The 19208-nt window shown below is 70.6% G+C and carries 16 protein-coding genes and 1 pseudogene; 11 read left to right on the top strand and 6 right to left on the bottom strand.

What is annotated here, in order from left to right; translation table 11 throughout:
- Positions 1-4: 4 nt before the first annotated feature.
- Positions 5-1435 carry a hypothetical protein gene (locus tag ACIRVH_RS03170; protein ID WP_403947667.1) on the top strand — a complete coding sequence of 477 codons (1431 nt, stop codon included), beginning with the start codon at positions 5-7 and terminating at the stop codon, positions 1433-1435.
- A 200-nt stretch (positions 1436-1635) separates the two neighbouring features.
- The gene (locus ACIRVH_RS03165) at positions 1636-1995 is read left to right on the top strand and encodes a hypothetical protein (protein ID WP_403947665.1); all 360 of its coding nucleotides are present in this window, start codon (positions 1636-1638) and stop codon (positions 1993-1995) included.
- A gap of 192 nt (positions 1996-2187) precedes the next feature.
- Here ACIRVH_RS03165 and ACIRVH_RS03160 read toward each other — a convergent pair whose 3' ends face one another.
- Positions 2188-2856, bottom strand: a complete 669-nt coding sequence (locus ACIRVH_RS03160; RefSeq protein WP_403947664.1) for a winged helix-turn-helix transcriptional regulator — start codon at positions 2854-2856, stop codon at positions 2188-2190.
- An 81-nt stretch (positions 2857-2937) separates the two neighbouring features.
- On the opposite strand from ACIRVH_RS03160, the gene ACIRVH_RS03155 reads away from it, so the two are divergent.
- Together ACIRVH_RS03155 and ACIRVH_RS03150 are read left to right on the top strand one after the other, a co-directional pair.
- On the top strand, positions 2938-4524 hold the full coding sequence (locus ACIRVH_RS03155) for an MFS transporter (RefSeq protein ID WP_403947662.1): 1587 nt from the start codon (positions 2938-2940) through the stop codon (positions 4522-4524).
- On the top strand, positions 4521-5315 hold the full coding sequence (locus ACIRVH_RS03150) for an SAM-dependent methyltransferase (RefSeq protein ID WP_403947661.1): 795 nt from the start codon (positions 4521-4523) through the stop codon (positions 5313-5315). The genes ACIRVH_RS03155 and ACIRVH_RS03150 overlap by 4 nt, the downstream gene beginning before the upstream one ends.
- A 66-nt stretch (positions 5316-5381) precedes the next feature.
- On the opposite strand, the pseudogene ACIRVH_RS03145 reads toward ACIRVH_RS03150, so the two are convergent.
- The 4 genes and pseudogenes from ACIRVH_RS03145 to ACIRVH_RS03130 all read right to left on the bottom strand — a co-directional run.
- Positions 5382-5564, bottom strand: a pseudogene (locus ACIRVH_RS03145) (rhamnogalacturonan lyase); the annotation flags it as partial.
- Positions 5565-5611: 47 nt separating this feature from the next.
- Positions 5612-6388, bottom strand: a complete 777-nt coding sequence (locus ACIRVH_RS03140) for a class I SAM-dependent methyltransferase (protein WP_403947659.1) — start codon at positions 6386-6388, stop codon at positions 5612-5614.
- A gap of 5 nt (positions 6389-6393) precedes the next feature.
- Positions 6394-6699 carry a 4a-hydroxytetrahydrobiopterin dehydratase gene (locus tag ACIRVH_RS03135; protein WP_403947658.1) on the bottom strand — a complete coding sequence of 102 codons (306 nt, stop codon included), beginning with the start codon at positions 6697-6699 and terminating at the stop codon, positions 6394-6396.
- Positions 6700-6747: 48 nt separating this feature from the next.
- Positions 6748-7842: an ADP-ribosylglycohydrolase family protein gene (locus tag ACIRVH_RS03130; protein WP_403947656.1), complete on the bottom strand. Its 1095-nt coding sequence runs from the start codon at positions 7840-7842 to the stop codon at positions 6748-6750.
- Positions 7843-7910: 68 nt separating this feature from the next.
- Here ACIRVH_RS03130 and ACIRVH_RS03125 point away from each other — a divergent pair, with 68 nt between their 5' ends.
- From ACIRVH_RS03125 to narI, 7 genes are all read left to right on the top strand, one after another.
- A complete protein-coding gene (locus ACIRVH_RS03125) occupies positions 7911-8759 on the top strand; it encodes a helix-turn-helix domain-containing protein (RefSeq protein WP_403947654.1) in 849 nt (282 codons plus the stop codon).
- 96 nt (positions 8760-8855) lie between these two features.
- A complete protein-coding gene (locus ACIRVH_RS03120) occupies positions 8856-9719 on the top strand; it encodes a helix-turn-helix domain-containing protein (protein ID WP_403947653.1) in 864 nt (287 codons plus the stop codon).
- 53 nt (positions 9720-9772) lie between these two features.
- On the top strand, positions 9773-10594 hold the full coding sequence (locus ACIRVH_RS03115; RefSeq protein ID WP_403947651.1) for an SAM-dependent methyltransferase: 822 nt from the start codon (positions 9773-9775) through the stop codon (positions 10592-10594).
- Positions 10595-10702: 108 nt separating this feature from the next.
- Complete coding sequence (locus ACIRVH_RS03110; RefSeq protein ID WP_403947649.1) at positions 10703-14398, top strand: nitrate reductase subunit alpha; 3696 nt, start codon at positions 10703-10705, stop codon at positions 14396-14398.
- Entirely contained in the window at positions 14398-15993 is a 1596-nt protein-coding gene (gene narH, locus ACIRVH_RS03105) for a nitrate reductase subunit beta (RefSeq protein WP_403947648.1), read from the top strand. Before ACIRVH_RS03110 ends, narH begins: the two co-directional genes overlap by 1 nt.
- Positions 15994-16002: 9 nt before the next feature.
- On the top strand, positions 16003-16497 hold the full coding sequence (narJ, locus tag ACIRVH_RS03100; protein ID WP_403947647.1) for a nitrate reductase molybdenum cofactor assembly chaperone: 495 nt from the start codon (positions 16003-16005) through the stop codon (positions 16495-16497).
- Positions 16494-17216, top strand: a complete 723-nt coding sequence (narI, locus tag ACIRVH_RS03095; RefSeq protein WP_403947645.1) for a respiratory nitrate reductase subunit gamma — start codon at positions 16494-16496, stop codon at positions 17214-17216. The genes narJ and narI overlap by 4 nt, the downstream gene beginning before the upstream one ends.
- Here narI and dnaK read toward each other — a convergent pair.
- Positions 17213-19078 carry a molecular chaperone DnaK gene (gene dnaK / locus ACIRVH_RS03090; protein WP_403947643.1) on the bottom strand — a complete coding sequence of 622 codons (1866 nt, stop codon included), beginning with the start codon at positions 19076-19078 and terminating at the stop codon, positions 17213-17215. The two genes, narI and dnaK, sit on opposite strands and share 4 nt — an antisense overlap.
- Positions 19079-19208: the final 130 nt, after the last annotated feature.

The raw sequence follows: 19208 nt of genomic DNA, 5'->3' as shown, positions 1-19208 counted from the left end.
GAGCATGAACTACCGAGATCTGCTGGACGTGGACCTGGGCAAGCTCGCCACCGCCGTAGGCACCTGGGAACAAGCGGTCAAACACCTCGAGACGCTGTCCAAGGACGCCCGTGACGGCCTGAAGGCAAAGGCCGACGAGGCCCGTTGGGCCGGAGTCAACGCGACCGTGACCCGCGACTTCGTGGACAGGACGGCCAAAGAGTGCGTCGACCTGCACAGCGAGGCGAAGAGCATCTGCAGCGTCCTGGACGACGCCCACGGGGAACTCGTCGGCCTGCAACGCAGGGCGAAGAGCGTGGAGGCGGATGCCCGCGAGGACGGCTACCTGGTCGTCGCCGGCGAGAACGGCGCGGTGAAGGTCATGCCCGCCATGTGCACCGTCGACGGGAAGGAGGAGGGTCAGAAGGCCAAGGACATGATGCAGTGGTACGCCGACACCCTCGCCGATCTCGTGCGTCACGCCGCGGAGATAGATGCGGCCGTCGTGCGCGCACTCAGCCGCAGCCACGGCAACGACCCCTACAACGCCGGCCACGCCACGTACACCTCCCTGGACGAGGACATGCTGCCGCGAGCCCTGAAGCTCGCGGAACTCGGCGATGACGCCAACGCGCAGCAGAGGGCGGAACTGAGACGGCTGTGGGAGTCGCTGAGTCCTCAGACCCGAGCCGAACTGTGGTCTCACCACAAGGACGACCTGATCTCCGCGGGTGTGCTCGGCGTTCAGGTCAAGCAGGTGGCGCCCGACGACGGTGCGGGCCCGTACGACGTCGAGGACCCCGGCGCACATGACTACTGGATCCTGACCGAAGCCAAGATGATGGCGAACGGTGGCGACTTCATGGGCCACACCGACGCCGCCCGCAACATGGACCACTACCTGCGGGGCACCGGGACAACTCTCGACCTCGACGTGGACCGGATGATGCAGGACGATGCCGAACTGCGTCGCGTGGCCGAGGGAGGCATCCGGGACCACCAGGACGAATGGCGGCAGAAGGCACTGGACGCCTACCAGAAGTCCGGCGGCAAACCCGTGACGATTCCGGTGGAGACCCCCGGCACCGGGTACACGCACACCGATCGCAACTGGTATCTGGCCATCGGCAGTGCCAGCACCAACGCCACCGGCGCGGTCACCGTGGTGCCGGGAGCGGACGGCAAGCCGAAGATCAGTCTCGACTACCAGGTCAACGTCTGGGACAGGTACAACTGGGATCCCGGTAAAGCCACCCCGATCGGGCCGACGACCGTGACCGACGCGGACATGGCTCGTCTGCACACCACGGGGTTGGCCAAGGAGTACGACATGAGAGGCAGTGGGACGGTGCGGCACTACGACCTGGGGACCGGCTCGGGCTCTCTGCCCGCTCCGGCCGACCCCGGCCGGGACGGTATGCGTACGGACATCGGGCGCAACGGAGACGCCCGGTGAGGTCTGCGCTCTTTCGTACAGCCGGGTCCTCGCGCACGCGCGGGACGTTCCTGGGTGCCCTGTGTGCCGCGCTGGTCTGTTCGCTGGCAGCCTGTTCGTCGTCTCCTGCGCAGAGGACACCGGTGCGCGAGGGATCGGAAGGCGTGCGGCGGGTTCCGTACTGGGTCGAGGGGACGACTCCGTCGCAGGTCGCCCGGCGCATGAACGTGACGATTCCGGCGCGGGCCACCGATCTCAGGGCCGCCTACCAGAAAGGCTTCCAGGACGACGGCCTGTTGCTCGCCTTCACGCTGCCCAAGGCTGACACCGAGGCTTTCGTCCGGAAGCTGGATCCCGACAGCCCTCTGTCGCATCGGGCGGCTCCCCTTTCCTCCGCAGGGAAAGGGAAGCCGAAGACCACCCCCTTCGCCCACCTCGGTCTGAAGGAACCGGAGGCGCTCGCCGATGTCACCGAAGGGCCGGTGTGCACGCCTTGTCGGGGGGACTTGAACTGGCTGAACGCTGCTCTGCATCCCCTCGATGCACAGCACAGCCGGGTGTACCTCAGTGGCGCCGACTGACGCGAGTGTCACTTGAGTGGACCCCGGAGCCGGTCAGCGGGCTGGTGCCGGACGAGGTGCCGTACGGCGTGTTGCACCTGCCTGAGCCGAGGCCGCGGCTGCGATCGCCCTGGGGCACTTCCACCCGATCCACCGATGCGCACCCCCGGGCATCGACGTGCGCGATCATGGCCGACAGGTCGGCGTCGCCGCTCATTGGTGGTGCTCGTCCTGAGTGCGCGTTCGGTCCTGCGCGATGGGGCGGAGACGGGTGAGCAGGTCGCGTCGGCCGCGGACGGACAAGCCGAGCCGGCCGGCGAGTTCGAGGTCGATCACGCCGGTGAGCAGTCCGAGGACGGCACGGGGTGGTCCGTCCAGGACGAGGTCCGGGTCGGTGGCGCGGCCGAGCCGGGTGTGGATCCGGCCGTCCCGTAGCTCGATGACGGCCGACTCGTCGGACGCGACGACTTGAATGACTGCCGGTGGGGCGTCGGGATCGGCGTCGGTGGTGAACCATGCCGGGGCATAGGCCAGCCACCGCGCTTGAAATGCGTCGTCCGGCCGTTCGACGGTCATGAACCGCAGGCCCCACAGCCCGAGCGCCTTCAGCACCGGCTCCAGCGCCAGACCGTCCTGGCTCAGGGCGTACAGGGTGGTGGCGACCGGCGGCGGTGCGTCCTCGCGGGTGATCAGTCCGGCGGCCTCCAGTTCCTTGAGGCGGGTCGACAGCAGGTTCGCCGCGACACCCGGCAGCCCGTTTCTCAGGTCCGTGAACCGGCACGGGCCTTGCAACAGGAGCTCCCGGACGATCAGCAGCGTCCAGCGGTCCCCCACTACGTCCAGGGCCCGGGCGATCGAACAGTACTGGCCATAGCTCCGCATGCGTCCAGCGTATGCGGCAGGAGCTTTATTTTCCAAATCAGGCAGTAGAAAAACTCAACTATGTGTGCTTAATCTTCAACCATGACTCGTGCACCGTCGAAACCCCTCGTGCTCGTCGCCCTGCTGCTGGCCTCGTTCGTGATCAACCTCGACACGACCCTGGTCAACGTGGCCCTGCCGACGCTGACGCGCGAGCTGGGTACCTCCACCGCGCAGCTGCAATGGGTCGTGGACGCCTACAACCTCGTGTTCGCCGCACTGCTGCTGACCTCCGGGAGCCTGTCCGACCGCTTCGGCCGCAAGGGCATGCTCATGGCCGGCCTGCTGGTGTTCGGCGTGGCCAGTTTCGTCGGCGGGTACGCCGACTCCCCGGCGGAGCTGATCGCGGCCCGGGCCGTCATGGGCCTGGGGGCCGCCATGACGTTCCCGGCCACCCTCTCGCTGCTCACCGGCGTCTTCACCAGCCGCAAGGAACGAGCTCTGTCCATCGGTCTGTGGGGCGCGACGGCCGGTATGGCCATAGCGCTGGGGCCGATCGTGGGCGGCTTCCTGCTGGAGCACTACAGCTGGTCGAGCATCTTCTACGCCCTGGGCCCGGTGTCGCTGGCCGTCATCGCCCTGGTGGCCCGGTTCGTCCCCAGGTCGCGGAACCCCGTCCCGCACCGCCTGGACTTCCCCGGCCTGATCCTGTCCGGCGGATTCATGGGGCTGCTCGTCTACACGATCATCGAGGCCCCGGACCGCGGCTGGGCTTCGACCGCGTCGCTCGCCGGCTTCGCCGGTGCCGTACTCCTGCTGATCGGGTTCATCGTCGGCGAGCGCCGCACCGACGAACCGATGCTCGACGTACGACTCTTCAGGAACATGCGCTTCAGCGCCGCCAGCGCCTCGGTCACGATCGCGTTCTTCACCCTGTTCGGGTTCATCTTCCTGATGACCCAGTTCTTCCAGTTCGTGCGGACCTACAGCCCCCTGTCCACCGGCGTCCACCTGCTGCCGGTCGCGGTGTCCGTCGCCGTCGGATCGACCTTCGGGACACGGCTGGCCGTACGGGTCGGCACCAAGGCGATCGTCACGGCCGGGCTGGCCCTCCAGGCGATCTTCTACTTCTGGGTCGCCACCGACATATCCCCGACCCTCGGGTACGGGGTCATCGCCATCCAGATGATCGTCTACGGCCTGGGCATGGGCCTGACGTCCGCGCCCGCGACCGAGTCCATCATGGGAGCGGTCGCGACCGAACAGGCCGGCGTCGGATCCGCCGTCAACGACTCAACCCGCCTGCTCGGCGGAACCCTCGGGGTCGCGGTCATCGGCAGCGTGTACGCCTCGCTCTACGACACGCGGCTGGACAGCACCCTTCCGGCGTCCCTGCCCTCCGCGTTGAAGGACCTCGCCCATCAGTCCGCCGGGGCGGCGTTCGCGGTCTCCGACCAGCTCGCCGCCGGCGGCCGACCCGCCGTTTCCGACACCGTACGCCAGGCCGCAATCGGCGCCTTCGACCACGGTCTCGCTGTCGGGTGCGTCGTGGCCGGAGCCGTCGCGGTCGCCGGCGCGCTGCTCGCCGTCGCCTTCCTGCCCGCTCAACCCCCACAGCAGTCCGGCCCGCAACACCTGCCGACCGAGTCGGCCGACACCATCAGCGACCGAAAGGACCCTGTGCGATGACCTACGAGGAAACCGCCGTCGACCAGACCATCGAGCGGCTCCTGAGCGACCATCGCGATCTCGACGCCTCGACCCGGGGAGCCCTCGACAACCTCGACCAGTTCCACATCGGTGGCGCCGAAGCGGTCGAACTGCTCATCCCCACCCTCGCTCTCGAACCCGGCGACGCCGTCCTGGACGTGGGCTCCGGCTTCGGCGGACCCGCACGCCAGATCGCCCACCGCACCGGCAACCACGTCGTCGGCGTCGACATCACCCCGGCCTACGTGGACGCCGCACGCGCCCTCACCACCCGGGCCGGACTGAGCGACACCGTCCGTTTCCACGCGGGGGACATCGCCGGCTTCCGGACCGACCGGGCCTTCGACGCCGCACTCACCATGCACGTCCAGATGAACGTGCGGGACAAGACCACCTGGTTCCGTCACATCGCCAAACACCTCGCCCCCGGCGCGCGCCTGGCCGTCTGGGAGGTCTGCCAACCACCGCACCAGGCCGACCTGCCCTGGCCGATGCCCTGGTCGCTGGACGGCACCGACAGCTTCGTCGAGTCCGCCGACACACTGCGCGCCCACATCGAGAACGCAGGCTTCGCCGCCACCGAGTGGACGAACGAGTCGCCCTGGGTCCAGGACTGGATCACCAAGACCTTCGCCAACGGCCTGCCCGCCGGACCCACGCTGCCGATGCTCCTCGACGACGGCTACACCCGCGTCATCAACTACACCACCGCGCTCGCCGACGGTTCCCTTGAAATCTGGCGCGGCTGTTTCACCAAGGACGCCGGCTGAAGGGCGAACGGTCGGACAGGAGTTCGTCTCAGCGCCGTGTCCTTTGGGCCGAACAAAGGACACCGGCGCGGGTGGGCTGATCGGTGCATCCTTGTAGCCGCTGCGGAACTGGATCGCGTGCTCGGACTCGGGCTGTTCGGCCCCGCCGACGATCACGCGGACCGTGTAGTCGGCCTGAGCGGGGGCGCCGGCGTGGAAGAAGGTCGTGGAGCCGGTGATCGGGGCCGGGTTGACCTTCGTGCCGGCGCGGTTGCGGGTGCTTCACGTGCCGTACCTCCCGGGGAGGACGGACAGGGTCACGTGTCAGTTGCCGCCGTCTGCCCGGGAGTTGCCCCCTGCTTCCGGTACGAGTGCACGCTGAACCGTGGGTCGGCCCGGCGGCGGTCCTGGTCGGGCAGGGCCGCCAGTCGCTCGGCGAACCCGTCGACGCGGGAATCGCCGGGCGGCAGCGCGGTGAACCAGCCGCGCCGCAGGTCGGCGATGGTGGAGCGGGGGCTGCGGCCCTGCCCGAGGCCGGGGAAGGCGGCCCGTCCGGCGGGCTGCAGCCCGTGCTCTGCCGCGTGGGCCGTGAGGACTTCGGCGGCGTCCTGGGCGGGGCGGCGGGGGCGCGGGGCGAGGACGGTGTCGATGTCGCTGCCGACGTCGTGCGCGGCGGCCTTGTCGACGGTGGTGACGTAGACCCCGCCGGGCCGCAACACGCGGGCGCACTCGGCGACGACGGCGTGGACGTCGGCGGGGTCGGACAGCAGGTGCAGCAGCCAGATGCTGGTGACCGCGTCGAAGGTGGCGTCGGCGAAGGGCAGCCGGCGGGTGTCGGTCAGCAGGACCGCGCCGGGCAGGCGGGCCGCGGCCATGCGGGCCATGCCGGGGGCGAGGTCCGCGCCCGTCACCCGCAGCCCGGGGCGGGAGGCGGCCAGGCGCCGGGTGACGATGCCGGTGCCGCAGGCGGCGTCGAGGAGACGGCCCGGCCGGTCGGGGATCAGGCCGAGGACGGCGTGTGCGGCGGCTTCGGCGCGCGGCTCGCCGCCGCGGGACGCGTCGTAGGCGTCGGCTTCCTTGTCGTAGTCCAGCACACCGCTCAGTGTGGCCCGTGACCTGGGGCGATGTCCTCCACCCTGTGGGCGAGTTCGAAGTCCTTCGCGGTGACGACGCCGCCCGCGCTGTGGGTGTTCACGCTGAGGGAGACGGTGTTGTAGCCGAGGGTCAGGTCGGAGTGGTGGTCCAGCTCGTCCTGGATCCGGGCGATGTGCACGACCAGCGCCGTGGCGGCGAAGTGCGAGCCGAGCCGGTAGGTACGGGTGAGCCGGTCGCCCTCCACCGTCCAGCCGGGCAGCTCGGCCAGCCGGTCCTCGATCTCCTTCTGCGACAGCGGTTCGACGGCCATGACCGGTCTCCCTTCGGGGCGGGCTGGTACGCGTTCAGCCTGCCACGCTCAGCCCCGTACGCGCTCCGCGGCGAGGTCGTCGGCCAGTGCGGCGATGCGGGCGCGGCCCTCCACCCGCTCGACCCAGGCGTGGGGCAGGCCGACGTCGCCGTGCCGGGCGCCGAGCAGGTTGCCGCAGATCGAACCGGTGGAGTCGCTGTCACCCGAGTGGTTGACGGACAGCAGCAGGGCGTCCTTGACACGGGGTTTCGCCAGGGCGCAGTACACACCGAGGGCGAGGGCCTGCTCGGCGACCCAGCCCGCTCCGAGGGACTCGACCTTCTCCACGGTCGGCGCCCCTTCAGCGGCCAGGTCGAGGGCCTCGCGCAGGGCCGCCGAGGTCTCCTCGTGGCCGGGGTGGCGCTCCAGCAGCCGCAGGGTGCGCAGCACCGCGCCCTCCAGGGAGTCCCCGGCGACGAGGTGGGCCACGATCGCGGCCGGGGCGCCCGCCGCGTAGTAGCCGGTGGGGTGGCCGTGGGTGATCTGGGCGCCGCGGGCGGCCATGGCGAAGGCCGCGTCGGCGGGGTTGACGAGGCCGAAGGGGGCCGAGCGCATGACCGCGCCGCAGCCCTTGGAGTCCGGGTTGACCTGCCCGGGCCTGCCGTCGAGCGGGAGCCGGGGGTCGGGCGCGTACATCTGGGCGACCCCGGAGAGGCAGGCGTTGCCGGGGGCGCGGCTGGGGGTGCCCCCTCTGGGGGAGTACAGCCAGGCCTCGGCGAGCAGGCCGCCGGCGGGCTGCGGTTCGGCCTCCTCGGGGCCCGGCTTCGACTGGGTCTGCAGCCACCGCTCGTACGCCTGGCGCAGCAGCAGGGCCCAGCCGCCGCCGATCCCCTTCTCCCGCTCCCGGCTGTGGGCCTGGACGAGGGCCTCGACGGTGAACAGGGTCATCTGTGTGTCGTCGCTGATCCGGCCGACCACCCCGTGCGCGCCGGGGACAAGACCGGTCACGCCGCGCTCGCCGTGGGACAAGCGGATCCGGTCGCGGGAGGCGAACTCGACGGGGTAGCCGAGGGCGTCACCGACGGCTCCGCCGAGCAGACAGCCGCGGACCCTGGACCGGTACACCGCCGCGGCCTCCCAGGACGGCTTCCACGGCTGGTTCATGCGGGTGCTCCTCAACTCCGGTGCCCGGTTGCGGTCGGCGGGCGGGCTCCTCGACTACGGTCGTCCGTATGACCATTGTCGCGACCGGCCCGAACGCATCCCCCGCCACCCCCGCCGACAGGACCGACAAGGCCGACAAGGGCATCGGCCCGCTACTGCGTGCCTGGCGGGAGCGGCGCAGGATCTCGCAGCTGGAGCTGGCGCTGCGCGCCGACTCCTCAGCCCGGCACATCAGCTTCATCGAGACCGGCCGCTCCCGGCCCAGCGAGGAGATGGTGCTGCGGCTGTCCGAGCATCTGGACGTGCCGGTGCGCCAGCGCAACGCCCTGCTGCTGGCGGCCGGTTACGCCCCGCACTACCCGGAGACCCCGCTGGACGACCCGGCGCTGGACGCGCTGCGCGACGGCATGGAGCGCCTCATCCAGGGGTACGAGCCGTATCCGGCGCTGGTGGTCGACGCGGGGTACACCGTGGTGGCCGCCAACCGGGGTATCACGATGCTGCTGGAGGGTGTCCCCGAGAAGCTGCTGACGCCCGCGCCGAACGCGATGCGGCTGACCCTGCACCCGGAGGGGCTCGCGCCGCGCATCCGCAACCTGCGCGAGTGGCGCGGGCATCTGCTGACGCAGATGGAGCGGGAGATCGCCCTGCACCGCTCGGACCAACTGCGCGCCCTGTACGAGGAGGTGGCCGCCTACCCGGTGCCCGAGGACGCGCCCGGCGACGAACCGGCCGAGCCGGTGCCGTACTTCGCGCTGCCGATGCAGATCGAGCACGACGGCCGGATCCTGTCGTTCGTGTCGTCGATCTCCACCTTCAACACGCCCATGGACGTCACCGTCGCCGAACTCGCCATCGAGACGTTCCTGCCCGCGGATCCGGCGACCACCAAGTACCTTCACACACTGGCCGGTTGACGAACTCTCCCGAGCCGACTCTCCTCGACCGCGTGTGCGAAACGGCGTCGTCTGACAGACTGCCCGCGTACTTCGGCGCGTAGGGGAGGGCGTGGCGTGAGTGAGCGGCGGCCTGCGCCCACCGTGGGCCAGGTGGTGCTCGGCAAGCGGTTGCAGGAGCTGCGGGAGGCGGTCGGCCTCAGCCGCGAGGAGGCCGCCCGGGTGCTCCGGGTGGCGTCGGCGACCGTACGGCGGATGGAGATGGCCGACGTCGCGCTGAAGATCCCGTACGTGCAGGTGCTGCTGACCACCTACGGGGTGCCCGAGGAGGAGTCGGCCGCGTTCGTGCGGCTGGCCGAGGAGGCGAACCAGCCGGGCTGGTGGCAGCGGTTCCACGACGTGCTGCCCGACTGGTTCAGCCTGTACGTGAGCCTGGAGGGCGCAGCCCGGATCATCCGCTCCTACGAGCCGCACTTCGTGCCCGGTCTGCTGCAGACCGAGGAGTACGCGCGCGAGGTGATGGAGGCCGGGACGATAGGGCAGACCGGCCCGGACACGGTCGAGCGCCATGTGTCGCTGCGCATGGAGCGGCAGCGGCTGCTGGAGCGGGACGATCCGCCCCACCTGTGGGTGATCATGGACGAGACGGTGCTGCGGCGTCCGGTGAGCACCCGGCCCGAGGTGATGCGCGACCAGCTGGACCGACTGCTGGAGTTCGCCGAACGGGACCGGGTCACCCTGCAGCTCGCCGAGTTCGCGGCCGGCCCGCACCCGGGGACGTACGCCCCGTTCACGCTGTTCCGGTTCGCCGAGCCGGAGCTGCCGGACATGGTGTTCACCGAGTACCTGACCGGCGCCCTGTACCTGGACTCGCGCCAGGAGGTCTCGGCGCATCTGGAGGTGCTCGACCACATGACGGCCCGGGCCGCCTCCGCGCAGCGCACGATGAAGCTGCTCCGGGAGTACCGCGAGACCTTCTGACTCCCCTGCGAAACCTGCGACACCCCTGCGACCAGCTGAGGAGCACACACCGCATGACCGGACCGGACGCCGCGCCACCCACCGTGATCGACACCAGCAGGCCGCACCCGGCGCGGGTGTACGACTGGTGGCTGGGCGGCAAGGACAACTACCCGGTGGACGAGGAGCTGGCCCGGAAGATCCTGGCCGCGGACGGCACGGCGGTGCGCGGGGCGCGCGCCAACCGCCGGTTCATGCACCGTGCCGTGCGGGCCGCGGCCGAGGCCGGGATCCGGCAGTTCCTGGACATCGGCACCGGCATCCCCACCGAGCCCAACCTGCACCAGGTGGCGCAGGGCGCGGCCCCGGCGTCCCGGGTGGTGTACGCGGACAACGACCCGATCGTGCTGCGGCACGCCGAGGCGCTGCTGCACGGCTCCGCCGAGGGCAGCACGGAGTACATCCACGCCGACGTCCGGGACCCCGAGACGATCCTGCGGCGGGCCGGGGAGAGCCTCGACCTCGACCGGCCGGTGGCGCTGTCCCTGATCGCGCTGACCCACTACCTGGGCGACGGGGCCGATGCCGACGACGACGTGTACGCCCTGGTCGAGCGCTATGTCGCACAGCTCGCGCCGGGCAGCTTCCTGATCCTGTCCCAGGTCACGCAGGACCTCAGCCCGGACGGGGTGGCCCGGGCCGCCGAGCTGTTCCGCAGGAGCGGCACGCCCTTCCACCCGCGCACGCTGCCCGAGTTCCGGCGGTTCTTCGACGGCCTGGAGCTCCTCGGTCCGGGCGTGATCCCCGTGCACGGGTGGCGCCCGGAGCCGGAGGACGTGGCGGCGCAGGCGGAGGGCGTGGTGCCCGTGTACGCGGGGGTGGCGCGCAAACCCTGAGCCGGACGGGTGACCGCCCGCGCCGAGTGACCCGTACGGCGGTCTGAACAGGTGGGTGTCCCGGCCCGCCCCTAGGTTCTGAACCATGGGGTGAGCAAGGGAGCACTCGTGACGGACACGCAGACACCACCGAGGGAGCCCGGCGCGGCGCTGCTGAGCGCCGGGCGGTTCTTCCGGCCGGGCACGCCCGCGCCCGACCTGCACAGCGTCACGCTCACCGGCGGCCGGGAGGCGGACGCCTTCTACCGGGACCGGTGGAGCCACGACAAGGTGGTGCACTCCACGCACGGGGTGAACTGCACCGGTTCCTGCCGGTGGAAGGTGTACGTCAAGGACGGGATCATCACCTGGGAGACCCAGGAGACGGACTACCCGTCGGTGGGCCCGGACCGCCCCGAGTACGAGCCGCGCGGCTGTCCGCGCGGCGCCGCGTTCTCCTGGTACACCTACTCCCCCACCCGGGTGCGCTACCCGTACGTCCGGGGCGTGCTGCTGGAGCTGTACCGGGAGGCGAAGCAGCGGCTCGGTGACCCGGTGCTGGCCTGGGCGGACCTGCAGAACGACCCCGAGCGGCGGGGCCGTTACCAGCGGGCGCGCGGCAAGGGCGGCCTGGTGCGGGCGAGTTGGGACGAGGCCGTGGAGATCGTCGCGGCCGCCCAGGTGCACACCATCAAGACGTACGGCCCCGACCGCATCGCCGGGTTCTCGCCGATCCCGGCGATGTCGATGGTGTCGCACGCGGCCGGCGCCCGCTACCACTCGCTGATCGGCGCGTCGATGCTGTCGTTCTACGACTGGTACGCGGACCTTCCGGTGGCGTCCCCGCAGGTCTTCGGCGACCAGACGGACGTGCCGGAGTCGGGCGACTGGTGGGACGCCGCCTACCTGATGATGTGGGGCTCGAACGTGCCGGTGACGCGGACCCCGGACGCGCACTGGATGGCGGAGGCCCGCTACCGCGGCCAGAAGGTCGTGGTGGTGGCGCCGGACTACGCGGACAACGCCAAGTTCGCCGACGAGTGGCTGCACCCGCACCCCGGCACCGACGGCGCGCTGGCGCTGGCCATGGGGCAGGTGATCCTCAAGGAGTTCTTCGTCGACCGGGAGACACCGTTCTTCACGGACTACGTACGGAAGTTCACCGACCTGCCGTTCCTGGTGACGCTGCGCGAGCGGGACGGGTCGTATGTGCCGGACAAGTTCCTGCGCGCCACCGACCTCGGGCAGGACGGCGAGGGCGCGGAGTGGAAGACGGTCGTCCTGGACGGGGCGAGCGGCCGCGCGGTCGTCCCGAACGGCTCCCTGGGCTTCCGCTGGACCGAGTCGGGCAAGGGCAGGTGGAACCTCGAACTCGGCGCCGTACAGCCGGAGCTGAGCCTCTACGGCCGTGCGGCGACTGCCAACGTCGAGGTGCTGCTGCCGCGGTTCGACACCGAGGGCGGCGAGCACGGGCAGGGGCGCGGCGACGTCCTGCGGCGCAGTGTGCCGGCGACCCGGCTGGGCGGGTCGGACGGCCCGCTGGTGACGACCGTCTACGACCTCCTGCTGGCGCAGTACGGTGTGTGGCGGCCCGGTATGCCGGGCGACTGGCCCGCCTCCTACGAGGACGCCCGCTCTCCGGCGACGCCCGCCTGGCAGGAGCAGCACACCTCCGTCCCGGCCGCCCAGTGCGTGAAGATCGCCCGCGAGTTCGCGCGGACCGCCGAGCGGTCCCGGGGCCGGTGCATGATCCTCATGGGCGCCGGCACCAACCACTGGTTCCACTCCGAGACGATCTACCGCGCCTTCCTGGCCCTGCTCCAGCTCACCGGCTGCCAGGGCCGCAACGGCGGCGGCTGGGCGCACTACGTCGGGCAGGAGAAGTGCCGGCCGGTGACCGGCTGGGCGACGCTGGCCGCCGCCTCCGACTGGGCGCGGCCGCCGCGGCAGATGATCGGCACCGCGTACTGGTTCCTCAACACCGACCAGTGGCGCTACGACCGCTTCGGCGCCGATGTGCTGGCCTCGCCGCTCGGTGAGGGCAGGTTCGCGGGGATGACGGCCGCCGACTGCCTCGCCCTGTCGGCCCGCGCCGGCTGGATGCCGTCGTACCCGACCTTCGACCGCAACCCGCTCGATCTGGGCGAGGTGTTCGGCGACCCGGTGGCGAGGGCGGTGGCCGAACTCCGTGCGGGCACGCTCAGGTTCGCCTGCGAGGACCCGGACGCGCCGGAGAACTGGCCGCGCGTGCTCACGCTGTGGCGGGCCAACCTGCTGGGCTCGTCGGCGAAGGGCGCCGAGTACTTCACCCGGCATCTGCTCGGCACCCAGTCTTCGCTGCGCGCCGAGCAGGCCGCACCCGGCGAACGGCCCCGGGACGTGGTCTGGCGGGAGGAGGCGCCCGAGGGCAAGCTCGACCTGCTGCTGTCGCTGGACTTCCGGCAGACCTCCTCCACCCTGCTGTCGGACGTGGTGCTGCCCGCGGCCACCTGGTACGAGAAGCACGACCTGTCCTCCACCGACATGCACCCCTACGTGCACTCCTTCACGCCGGCCGTGGACCCGCCCTGGCAGGCGCGCACCGACTTCGACGCCTTCAAGGCGCTCGCCGGGAAGCTGAGCGAACTGGCCGTGGACCATCTGGGCGTCCGCAAGGACCTGGTGGCGACCCCGCTCCAGCACGACACCCCGGGCGAGACCGCCCAGCCCGGCGGGGTGGTCCTGGACTGGAAGCGCGGGGAGTGCGACCCCGAGCCCGGGAGGACGCTGCCCAACCTGACCGTCGTGGAGCGCGACTACACGGCGATCGGAGCCAAGTTCGGCGCGCTCGGCCCGCTGGTGGAGCAACTCGGGCTGCCTGCCAAGGGAATCGCCCTCCGGCCGGACGAAGAGGTTGCGCACCTGAGGGAGTTGAACGGCCCGGTGCGCGGCGGACCGGCCGACGGCCGCCCGTCCCTGGACACGGCGGTGAAGGCGGCCAACACCGTCCTGGCCCTGTCCGGCACCACCAACGGGCGCCTGGCCACCCAGGGTTTCCACACCCTGGAGCAGCGCACGGGCCAGGAGATGGCGCATCTGGCCGCCGAGCACGAGGGCAAGCGGGTCACGTACGCCGACACGCAGGCGGCGCCGGTGCCGGTGATCACCTCGCCGGAGTGGTCGGGCAGCGAGTCCGGCGGCCGCCGGTACACCGCGTTCACGCTGAACACCGAGCACGGCAAGCCGTGGCACACCCTCACCGGGCGCCAGCACTTCTTCCTGGATCACGACTGGATCCACGAACTCGGCGAGGGGCTGCCGGTGTACCGGCCGCCGCTGGACATGAACCGGCTGTTCGGCGAACCGCGGCTCGGGCCGGACGGACAGCGGGAAGTGACGGTCCGCTACCTCACCCCGCACAACAAGTGGTCGATCCACTCCGAGTACCAGGACAACCTGTTCATGCTGGCCCTCTCCCGGGGCGGCCAGAACATCTGGATGGCACCGCAGGACGCGGACGCCATCGGGGTGAAGGACAACGACTGGATCGAGGCGGTCAACCGCAACGGCGTGGTCGTGGCCCGCGCGGTGGTCTCGCACCGGATGCCGGCCGGCACCGTCTACATGCACCACGCTCAGGAGCGGACGGTGAACGTGCCGAAGTCGGAGACCACCGGAATGCGCGGTGGCATCCACAACACGCTCACCCGGCTGATCCTCAAGCCGTCCCATCTGATCGGCGGTTACGCCCAGTTGTCCTGGGCCTTCAACTACCTGGGCCCGACGGGCAACCAGCGCGACGAGGTGACGGTGATCCGCCGCCGCAGCCAGGAGGTCGAGTACTGATGCGCCCGATGGCCCAGATCGCGATGGTGATGAACCTCGACAAGTGCATCGGCTGTCACACCTGTTCCGTCACCTGCAAGCAGGCGTGGACCAACCGGCGGGGCATGGAGTACGTCTGGTTCAACAACGTGGAGACCCGGCCCGGACAGGGCTATCCGCGCCGCTACGAGGACCAGGAGAAGTGGCGCGGCGGCTGGGAGCTGAACCGGCGCGGAGCTCTGAAGCTCAAGGCGGGCGGCCGGCTGCACAAGCTCGCCGGGATCTTCTCCAACCCCAGGCTGCCGGAGATCAAGGACTACTACGAGCCCTGGACGTACGACTACCGGAACCTCACCGACGCCCCGCTCGGCGAGGACTTCCCGGTCGCCCGGCCGGTGTCGTCCCTCGACGACAAGCCGATGAAGATCGAGTGGTCCTCGAACTGGGACGACAACCTGGCGGGCGCTCCGGCCTACGGCGACCTCGACCCGATGGTGGAGCGCGTGCGCCAACAGACCTCGGACAAGGTGAAGTTCGAGTTCGAGCAGACCTTCATGTTCTATCTGCCGCGGATCTGCGAGCACTGCCTGAACCCGTCGTGCGTGGCCTCCTGCCCGTCGGGGGCGATGTACAAGCGGGCCGAGGACGGCATCGTGCTGGTCGACCAGGACCAGTGCCGGGGCTGGCGGATGTGCGTGACCGGATGCCCGTACAAGAAGGTGTATTTCAACCACGCCACCGGCAAGGCGGAGAAGTGCACGCTCTGCTATCCGCGGATCGAGGTCGGGCTGCCGACGGTCTGTTCCGAGACCTGCGTGGGCCGGCTGCGCTATCTGGGAGTGATCCTCTACGACGCCGACCGGGTGACCGCTGCGGCGTCCGTGCGGGAGGAAAAGGACCTGTACGAGGCCCAGTTGGGCGTCTTCCTCGACCCGGAGGACCCGGCGGTGCGGCAGGCCTGCGAGGAGGCGGGCATCCCGCACGACTGGATCGAGGCCGCCCGCCGCTCCCCCGTGCACGCGCTGATCAACAGGTACCGGGTGGCGCTGCCGCTGCATCCCGAGTACCGGACGATGCCGATGGTCTGGTACATCCCGCCGCTGTCTCCGGTGGTGGACGCGCTGGCCGAGACCGGGCACGACGGCGAGGACGCGCGGAACCTGTTCGGCGCGATCGACACGCTGCGCATCCCGCTGGAGTACCTGGCGGAGATGTTCACGGCGGGCGACACCGGGCCGGTGCGGGCCTCGCTGGAGCGGCTCGCGGCGATGCGCTCCCACATGCGCGCGCTCAACCTCGGCGAGCAACCCGACACGGCGATCGCCTCCGCGGTCGGGATGCAGCCGCACGAGATCGAGGAGATGTACCGGCTGCTGGCGATCGCCAAGTACGAGGACCGGTACGTCATCCCGACCGCCGCCGTCGGCGACGCCCGCCGGCTGGAGGAGTCGGCGCTGCCCGAGGGATGCAGCCTCGACTACGAAGGCGGGCCGGGCATGGGCGGCGACGGCCCCTTCGGCCAGGACTCCGGCCGCAGACGGCTGCCGCTGGTGTCCGTCGAGAACTTCCATCTGCTGCGCAGGCGGCAGACCTCGGACCACGCGGACGACGCCTAGGAGGCCCTGATGCCCTCGGACGCGGTGCTGTACCAGGCGGCGGCGCTCTGCCTGACCTACCCGGACGACGACTTCTTCGCCCGGCTGCCGCTGCTGCGCGAAGCCGCCCCGCAGCTGCGCGCGTTCACCGACCACGCGGCCGTCAGCGAGCCGCAGGAACTGGCCGCGCACTATGTGCAGGTCTTCGACTTCAAGAACCGGCACAGCCTGTACCTGAGCTGGTGGCGGGACGGCGACACCCGGCGGCGGGGCATGTCCCTGGTCCGCTTCAAGGACATCTACCGGGAGCACGGGCTGGAGTTCAGCGGCGAGGAGCTGCCGGACTTCCTGCCTGCGGTGCTGGAGTTCACCGCCCGGACCGGCAACACCGATCTGCTGACCGAACACCGTGAGGCCCTGGAACAGCTGCGGTCCCGGCTGACCGACCACGGCACACCGTACGCGGCCGTCCTGGACGCCGTGTGCGCCGCACTGCCGACCGCACGCACCGGGGTGCGCTCATGACCACACTCCTGTGGGGCGCCCTGCCCTACATCGCCTTCGCCCTGCTGATCGCCGGCCTCGTCTGGCGCTACCGCTACGACAAGTACGGCTGGACCACCCGCTCGTCGCAGGTGTACGAGTCGAAGCTGCTGAACATCGCCTCGCCCTGCTTCCACTACGGCATCCTGTTCGTGCTGGCCGGGCACCTGATCGGGCTGTTCGTGCCCGCGTCCTGGACGCGCGCGATCGGCGTCGGCGAGCGCACGTACCACCTGTTCTCGCTGTACGGCGGGACGGCCGCCGGAGCGCTGACGGTCGTCGGGATCCTGCTGCTCGTCTACCGTCGGCGGACCCGCTCCCCCGTGTTCCGGGCCACCACGGTCAACGACAAGATCATGTACGTCGTCCTGCTCGGGGCGATCGTCCTGGGCATGGTCGCCAAGCTCGCCCACACCTCCGGTGACGGCTACGACTACCGCGAGACGATCGCCCCGTGGGCGCGCAGCCTGTTCACGCTCCAGCCGAAGACCCACCTGATGGAGGGCGTGCCGGTGCTGTACCAGGTGCACGCGGTGATCGGCATGCTGCTGATCGCGTTCGTGCCCTACAGCCGCCTGGTGCACATGTTCAGCGCACCGGTGAAGTACCTGTTCCGGCCGTACGTCGTCTACCGGACACGGGATCCGCGGCAGCTCGGGCCGCGGCCGGAGCGACGGGGCTGGGAGCGGCTGGGCGGTTAGGCGGCGCCGCCCTTCTGCTCCCGGTCCTCGTCCACGATCTCCGCGTCCACCACTCCCTCCTCGTCCGGCGGCGCGCTCTGTTCCCCGGCCGAAGCGCCGGAGGCCGAGGGCTGGGCCTGGCTGTACATGGCCTGCCCCATCTTCTGGCTGACCGTGGCAAGCTTCTCGACTCCCGTGCGCAGGGCGGCGGTGTCGGCGTTCTGCTCCAGCAGGGTCTTCAGCTCGGTGGCCGCCTCCTCGACCTCGGTGCGGGTGTCGGCGGGTACGCGGTCCTGGTTGTCGCGGATGAACTTCTCGGTCTGGTAGACGAGTTGCTCGGCCTGGTTGCGGGTCTCGGCGGCCTCCTTGCGCTGCCGGTCCTCCTCGGCGTACTGCTCGGCCTCCCGCATCATGCGGTCGATGTCGTCCTTGGGAAGGGCGGAGCCGCCGGTGACGGTCATCTTCTGTTCCCGCCCGGTCGCGAGGTCCTTCGCGGAGACGTGCATGATGCCGTTGGCGTCGATGTCGAAGGCCACCTCGATCTGCGGGACGCCGCGCGGGGCGGGCGGCAGGCCGGTGAGGTCGAAGACGCCGAGCTTCTTGTTGTAGGCGGCGATCTCGCGTTCGCCCTGGTAGACCTGGATGCCGACCGAGGGCTGGTTGTCGGTGGCGGTGGTGAAGATCTCCGAACGGCGGGTCGGGATCGTGGTGTTCCGCTCGATCAGCTTGGTCATGATGCCGCCCTTGGTCTCGATGCCCAGGGACAGCGGGGTGACGTCCAGCAGGAGGACGTCCTTGACGTCGCCGCGGAGCACGCCCGCCTGGAGGGTGGCGCCGACCGCCACCACCTCGTCGGGGTTGACGCCCTTGTGCGGGTCCTTGCCGGTCAGCTCCTTGACCAGCTCGGTGACCGCGGGCATCCGGGTCGAGCCGCCGACGAGGATGACGTGGTCGATGGCGGAGAGCTTCACACCCGCGTCCTTGACCGCCTGGTGGAAGGGGGTCTTGCAGCGGTCCAGCAGGTCCGCGGTCAGCTCCTGGAACTGGGCCCGGGTCAGCTTCTCCTCCAGGTGCAGCGGGCCCTCGGCGGAGGCGGTGATGTAGGGCAGGTTGATCGAGGTCTCCGAGGACGAGGACAGCTCGATCTTGGCCTTCTCGGCGGCCTCGCGCAGCCGCTGCACCGCCATCTTGTCGTTGCCGAGGTCGATGCCGTGCTGCCCCTTGAACCGCTTGACCAGGTGGTCGACGACCCGCTGGTCCCAGTCGTCGCCGCCGAGGTGGGTGTCGCCGTTGGTGGCCTTCACCTCGATGACACCGTCGCCGATCTCCAGCAGGGACACGTCGAAGGTGCCGCCGCCCAGGTCGAAGACGAGGACGGTCTGCTCCTCGCCGCGGTCCAGGCCGTAGGCGAGGGCGGCGGCCGTGGGCTCGTTGATGATCCTGAGCACCTTCAGGCCGGCGATCTCCCCGGCCTCCTTGGTCGCCTGCCGCTGGGCGTCGTCGAAGTACGCGGGCACGGTGATCACCGCGTCCGTGACGTCCTCGCCGAGGTAGGCCTCCGCGTCCCGCTTCAGCTTCTGCAGGACCCGCGCCGACAGCTCCTGAGCCCGCAGCCGGGCGCCGTCCACCGTGCCCTGGTCGGGGAAGCGCCAGTCCGCGTCGCCCATGTGCCGCTTCACCGAGCGGGCCGTCCGATCCACGTTCGTCACGGCCTGCCGTTTGGCGACCTCACCGACCAGTACCTCGCCGTTCTTCGCGAACGCCACCACGGAGGGGGTGGTCCGCGCGCCCTCCGCGTTGGTGACGACGGTGGGCTCGCCGCCCTCCAGGACGGCCACCACCGAGTTCGTCGTCCCGAGATCGATCCCGACCGCACGTGCCATGGTCCGTCCCCTTCCGTCAGGGCGCCTCGCACCCTTCCAGCACAAAACGCGCGTACGGCGCTGTCAATGTACGAATACCCGGAAACGGCGATGCCGCGCCCCTGCGCGGGAGCGCGGCACCGTGGCGGTG

It is taken from the genome of Streptomyces sp. NPDC101165, assembly GCF_044768135.1.
Classification (GTDB): domain Bacteria; phylum Actinomycetota; class Actinomycetes; order Streptomycetales; family Streptomycetaceae; genus Streptomyces.
The sequence above is the reverse complement of the archived record's forward strand: the minus strand, read 5'-3'. Positions and strand labels throughout refer to the sequence as shown.

Bases quoted from the DNA above. Each gene is read 5' to 3' on its own strand.
- ACIRVH_RS03170 (WP_403947667.1), top strand. From the start codon at position 5: ATGAACTACCGAGATCTGCTGGACGTGGACCTGGGCAAGCTCGCCACC.
- ACIRVH_RS03165 (WP_403947665.1), top strand. From the start codon at position 1,636: ATGAACGTGACGATTCCGGCGCGGGCCACCGATCTCAGGGCCGCCTAC.
- ACIRVH_RS03160 (WP_403947664.1), bottom strand. From the start codon at position 2,856: ATGCGGAGCTATGGCCAGTACTGTTCGATCGCCCGGGCCCTGGACGTA.
- ACIRVH_RS03155 (WP_403947662.1), top strand. From the start codon at position 2,938: ATGACTCGTGCACCGTCGAAACCCCTCGTGCTCGTCGCCCTGCTGCTG.
- ACIRVH_RS03150 (WP_403947661.1), top strand. From the start codon at position 4,521: ATGACCTACGAGGAAACCGCCGTCGACCAGACCATCGAGCGGCTCCTG.
- ACIRVH_RS03135 (WP_403947658.1), bottom strand. From the start codon at position 6,699: ATGGCCGTCGAACCGCTGTCGCAGAAGGAGATCGAGGACCGGCTGGCC.
- ACIRVH_RS03130 (WP_403947656.1), bottom strand. From the start codon at position 7,842: ATGAACCAGCCGTGGAAGCCGTCCTGGGAGGCCGCGGCGGTGTACCGG.
- ACIRVH_RS03125 (WP_403947654.1), top strand. From the start codon at position 7,911: ATGACCATTGTCGCGACCGGCCCGAACGCATCCCCCGCCACCCCCGCC.
- ACIRVH_RS03115 (WP_403947651.1), top strand. From the start codon at position 9,773: ATGACCGGACCGGACGCCGCGCCACCCACCGTGATCGACACCAGCAGG.
- narH (WP_403947648.1), top strand. From the start codon at position 14,398: ATGCGCCCGATGGCCCAGATCGCGATGGTGATGAACCTCGACAAGTGC.
- narJ (WP_403947647.1), top strand. From the start codon at position 16,003: ATGCCCTCGGACGCGGTGCTGTACCAGGCGGCGGCGCTCTGCCTGACC.
- narI (WP_403947645.1), top strand. From the start codon at position 16,494: ATGACCACACTCCTGTGGGGCGCCCTGCCCTACATCGCCTTCGCCCTG.
- dnaK (WP_403947643.1), bottom strand. From the start codon at position 19,078: ATGGCACGTGCGGTCGGGATCGATCTCGGGACGACGAACTCGGTGGTG.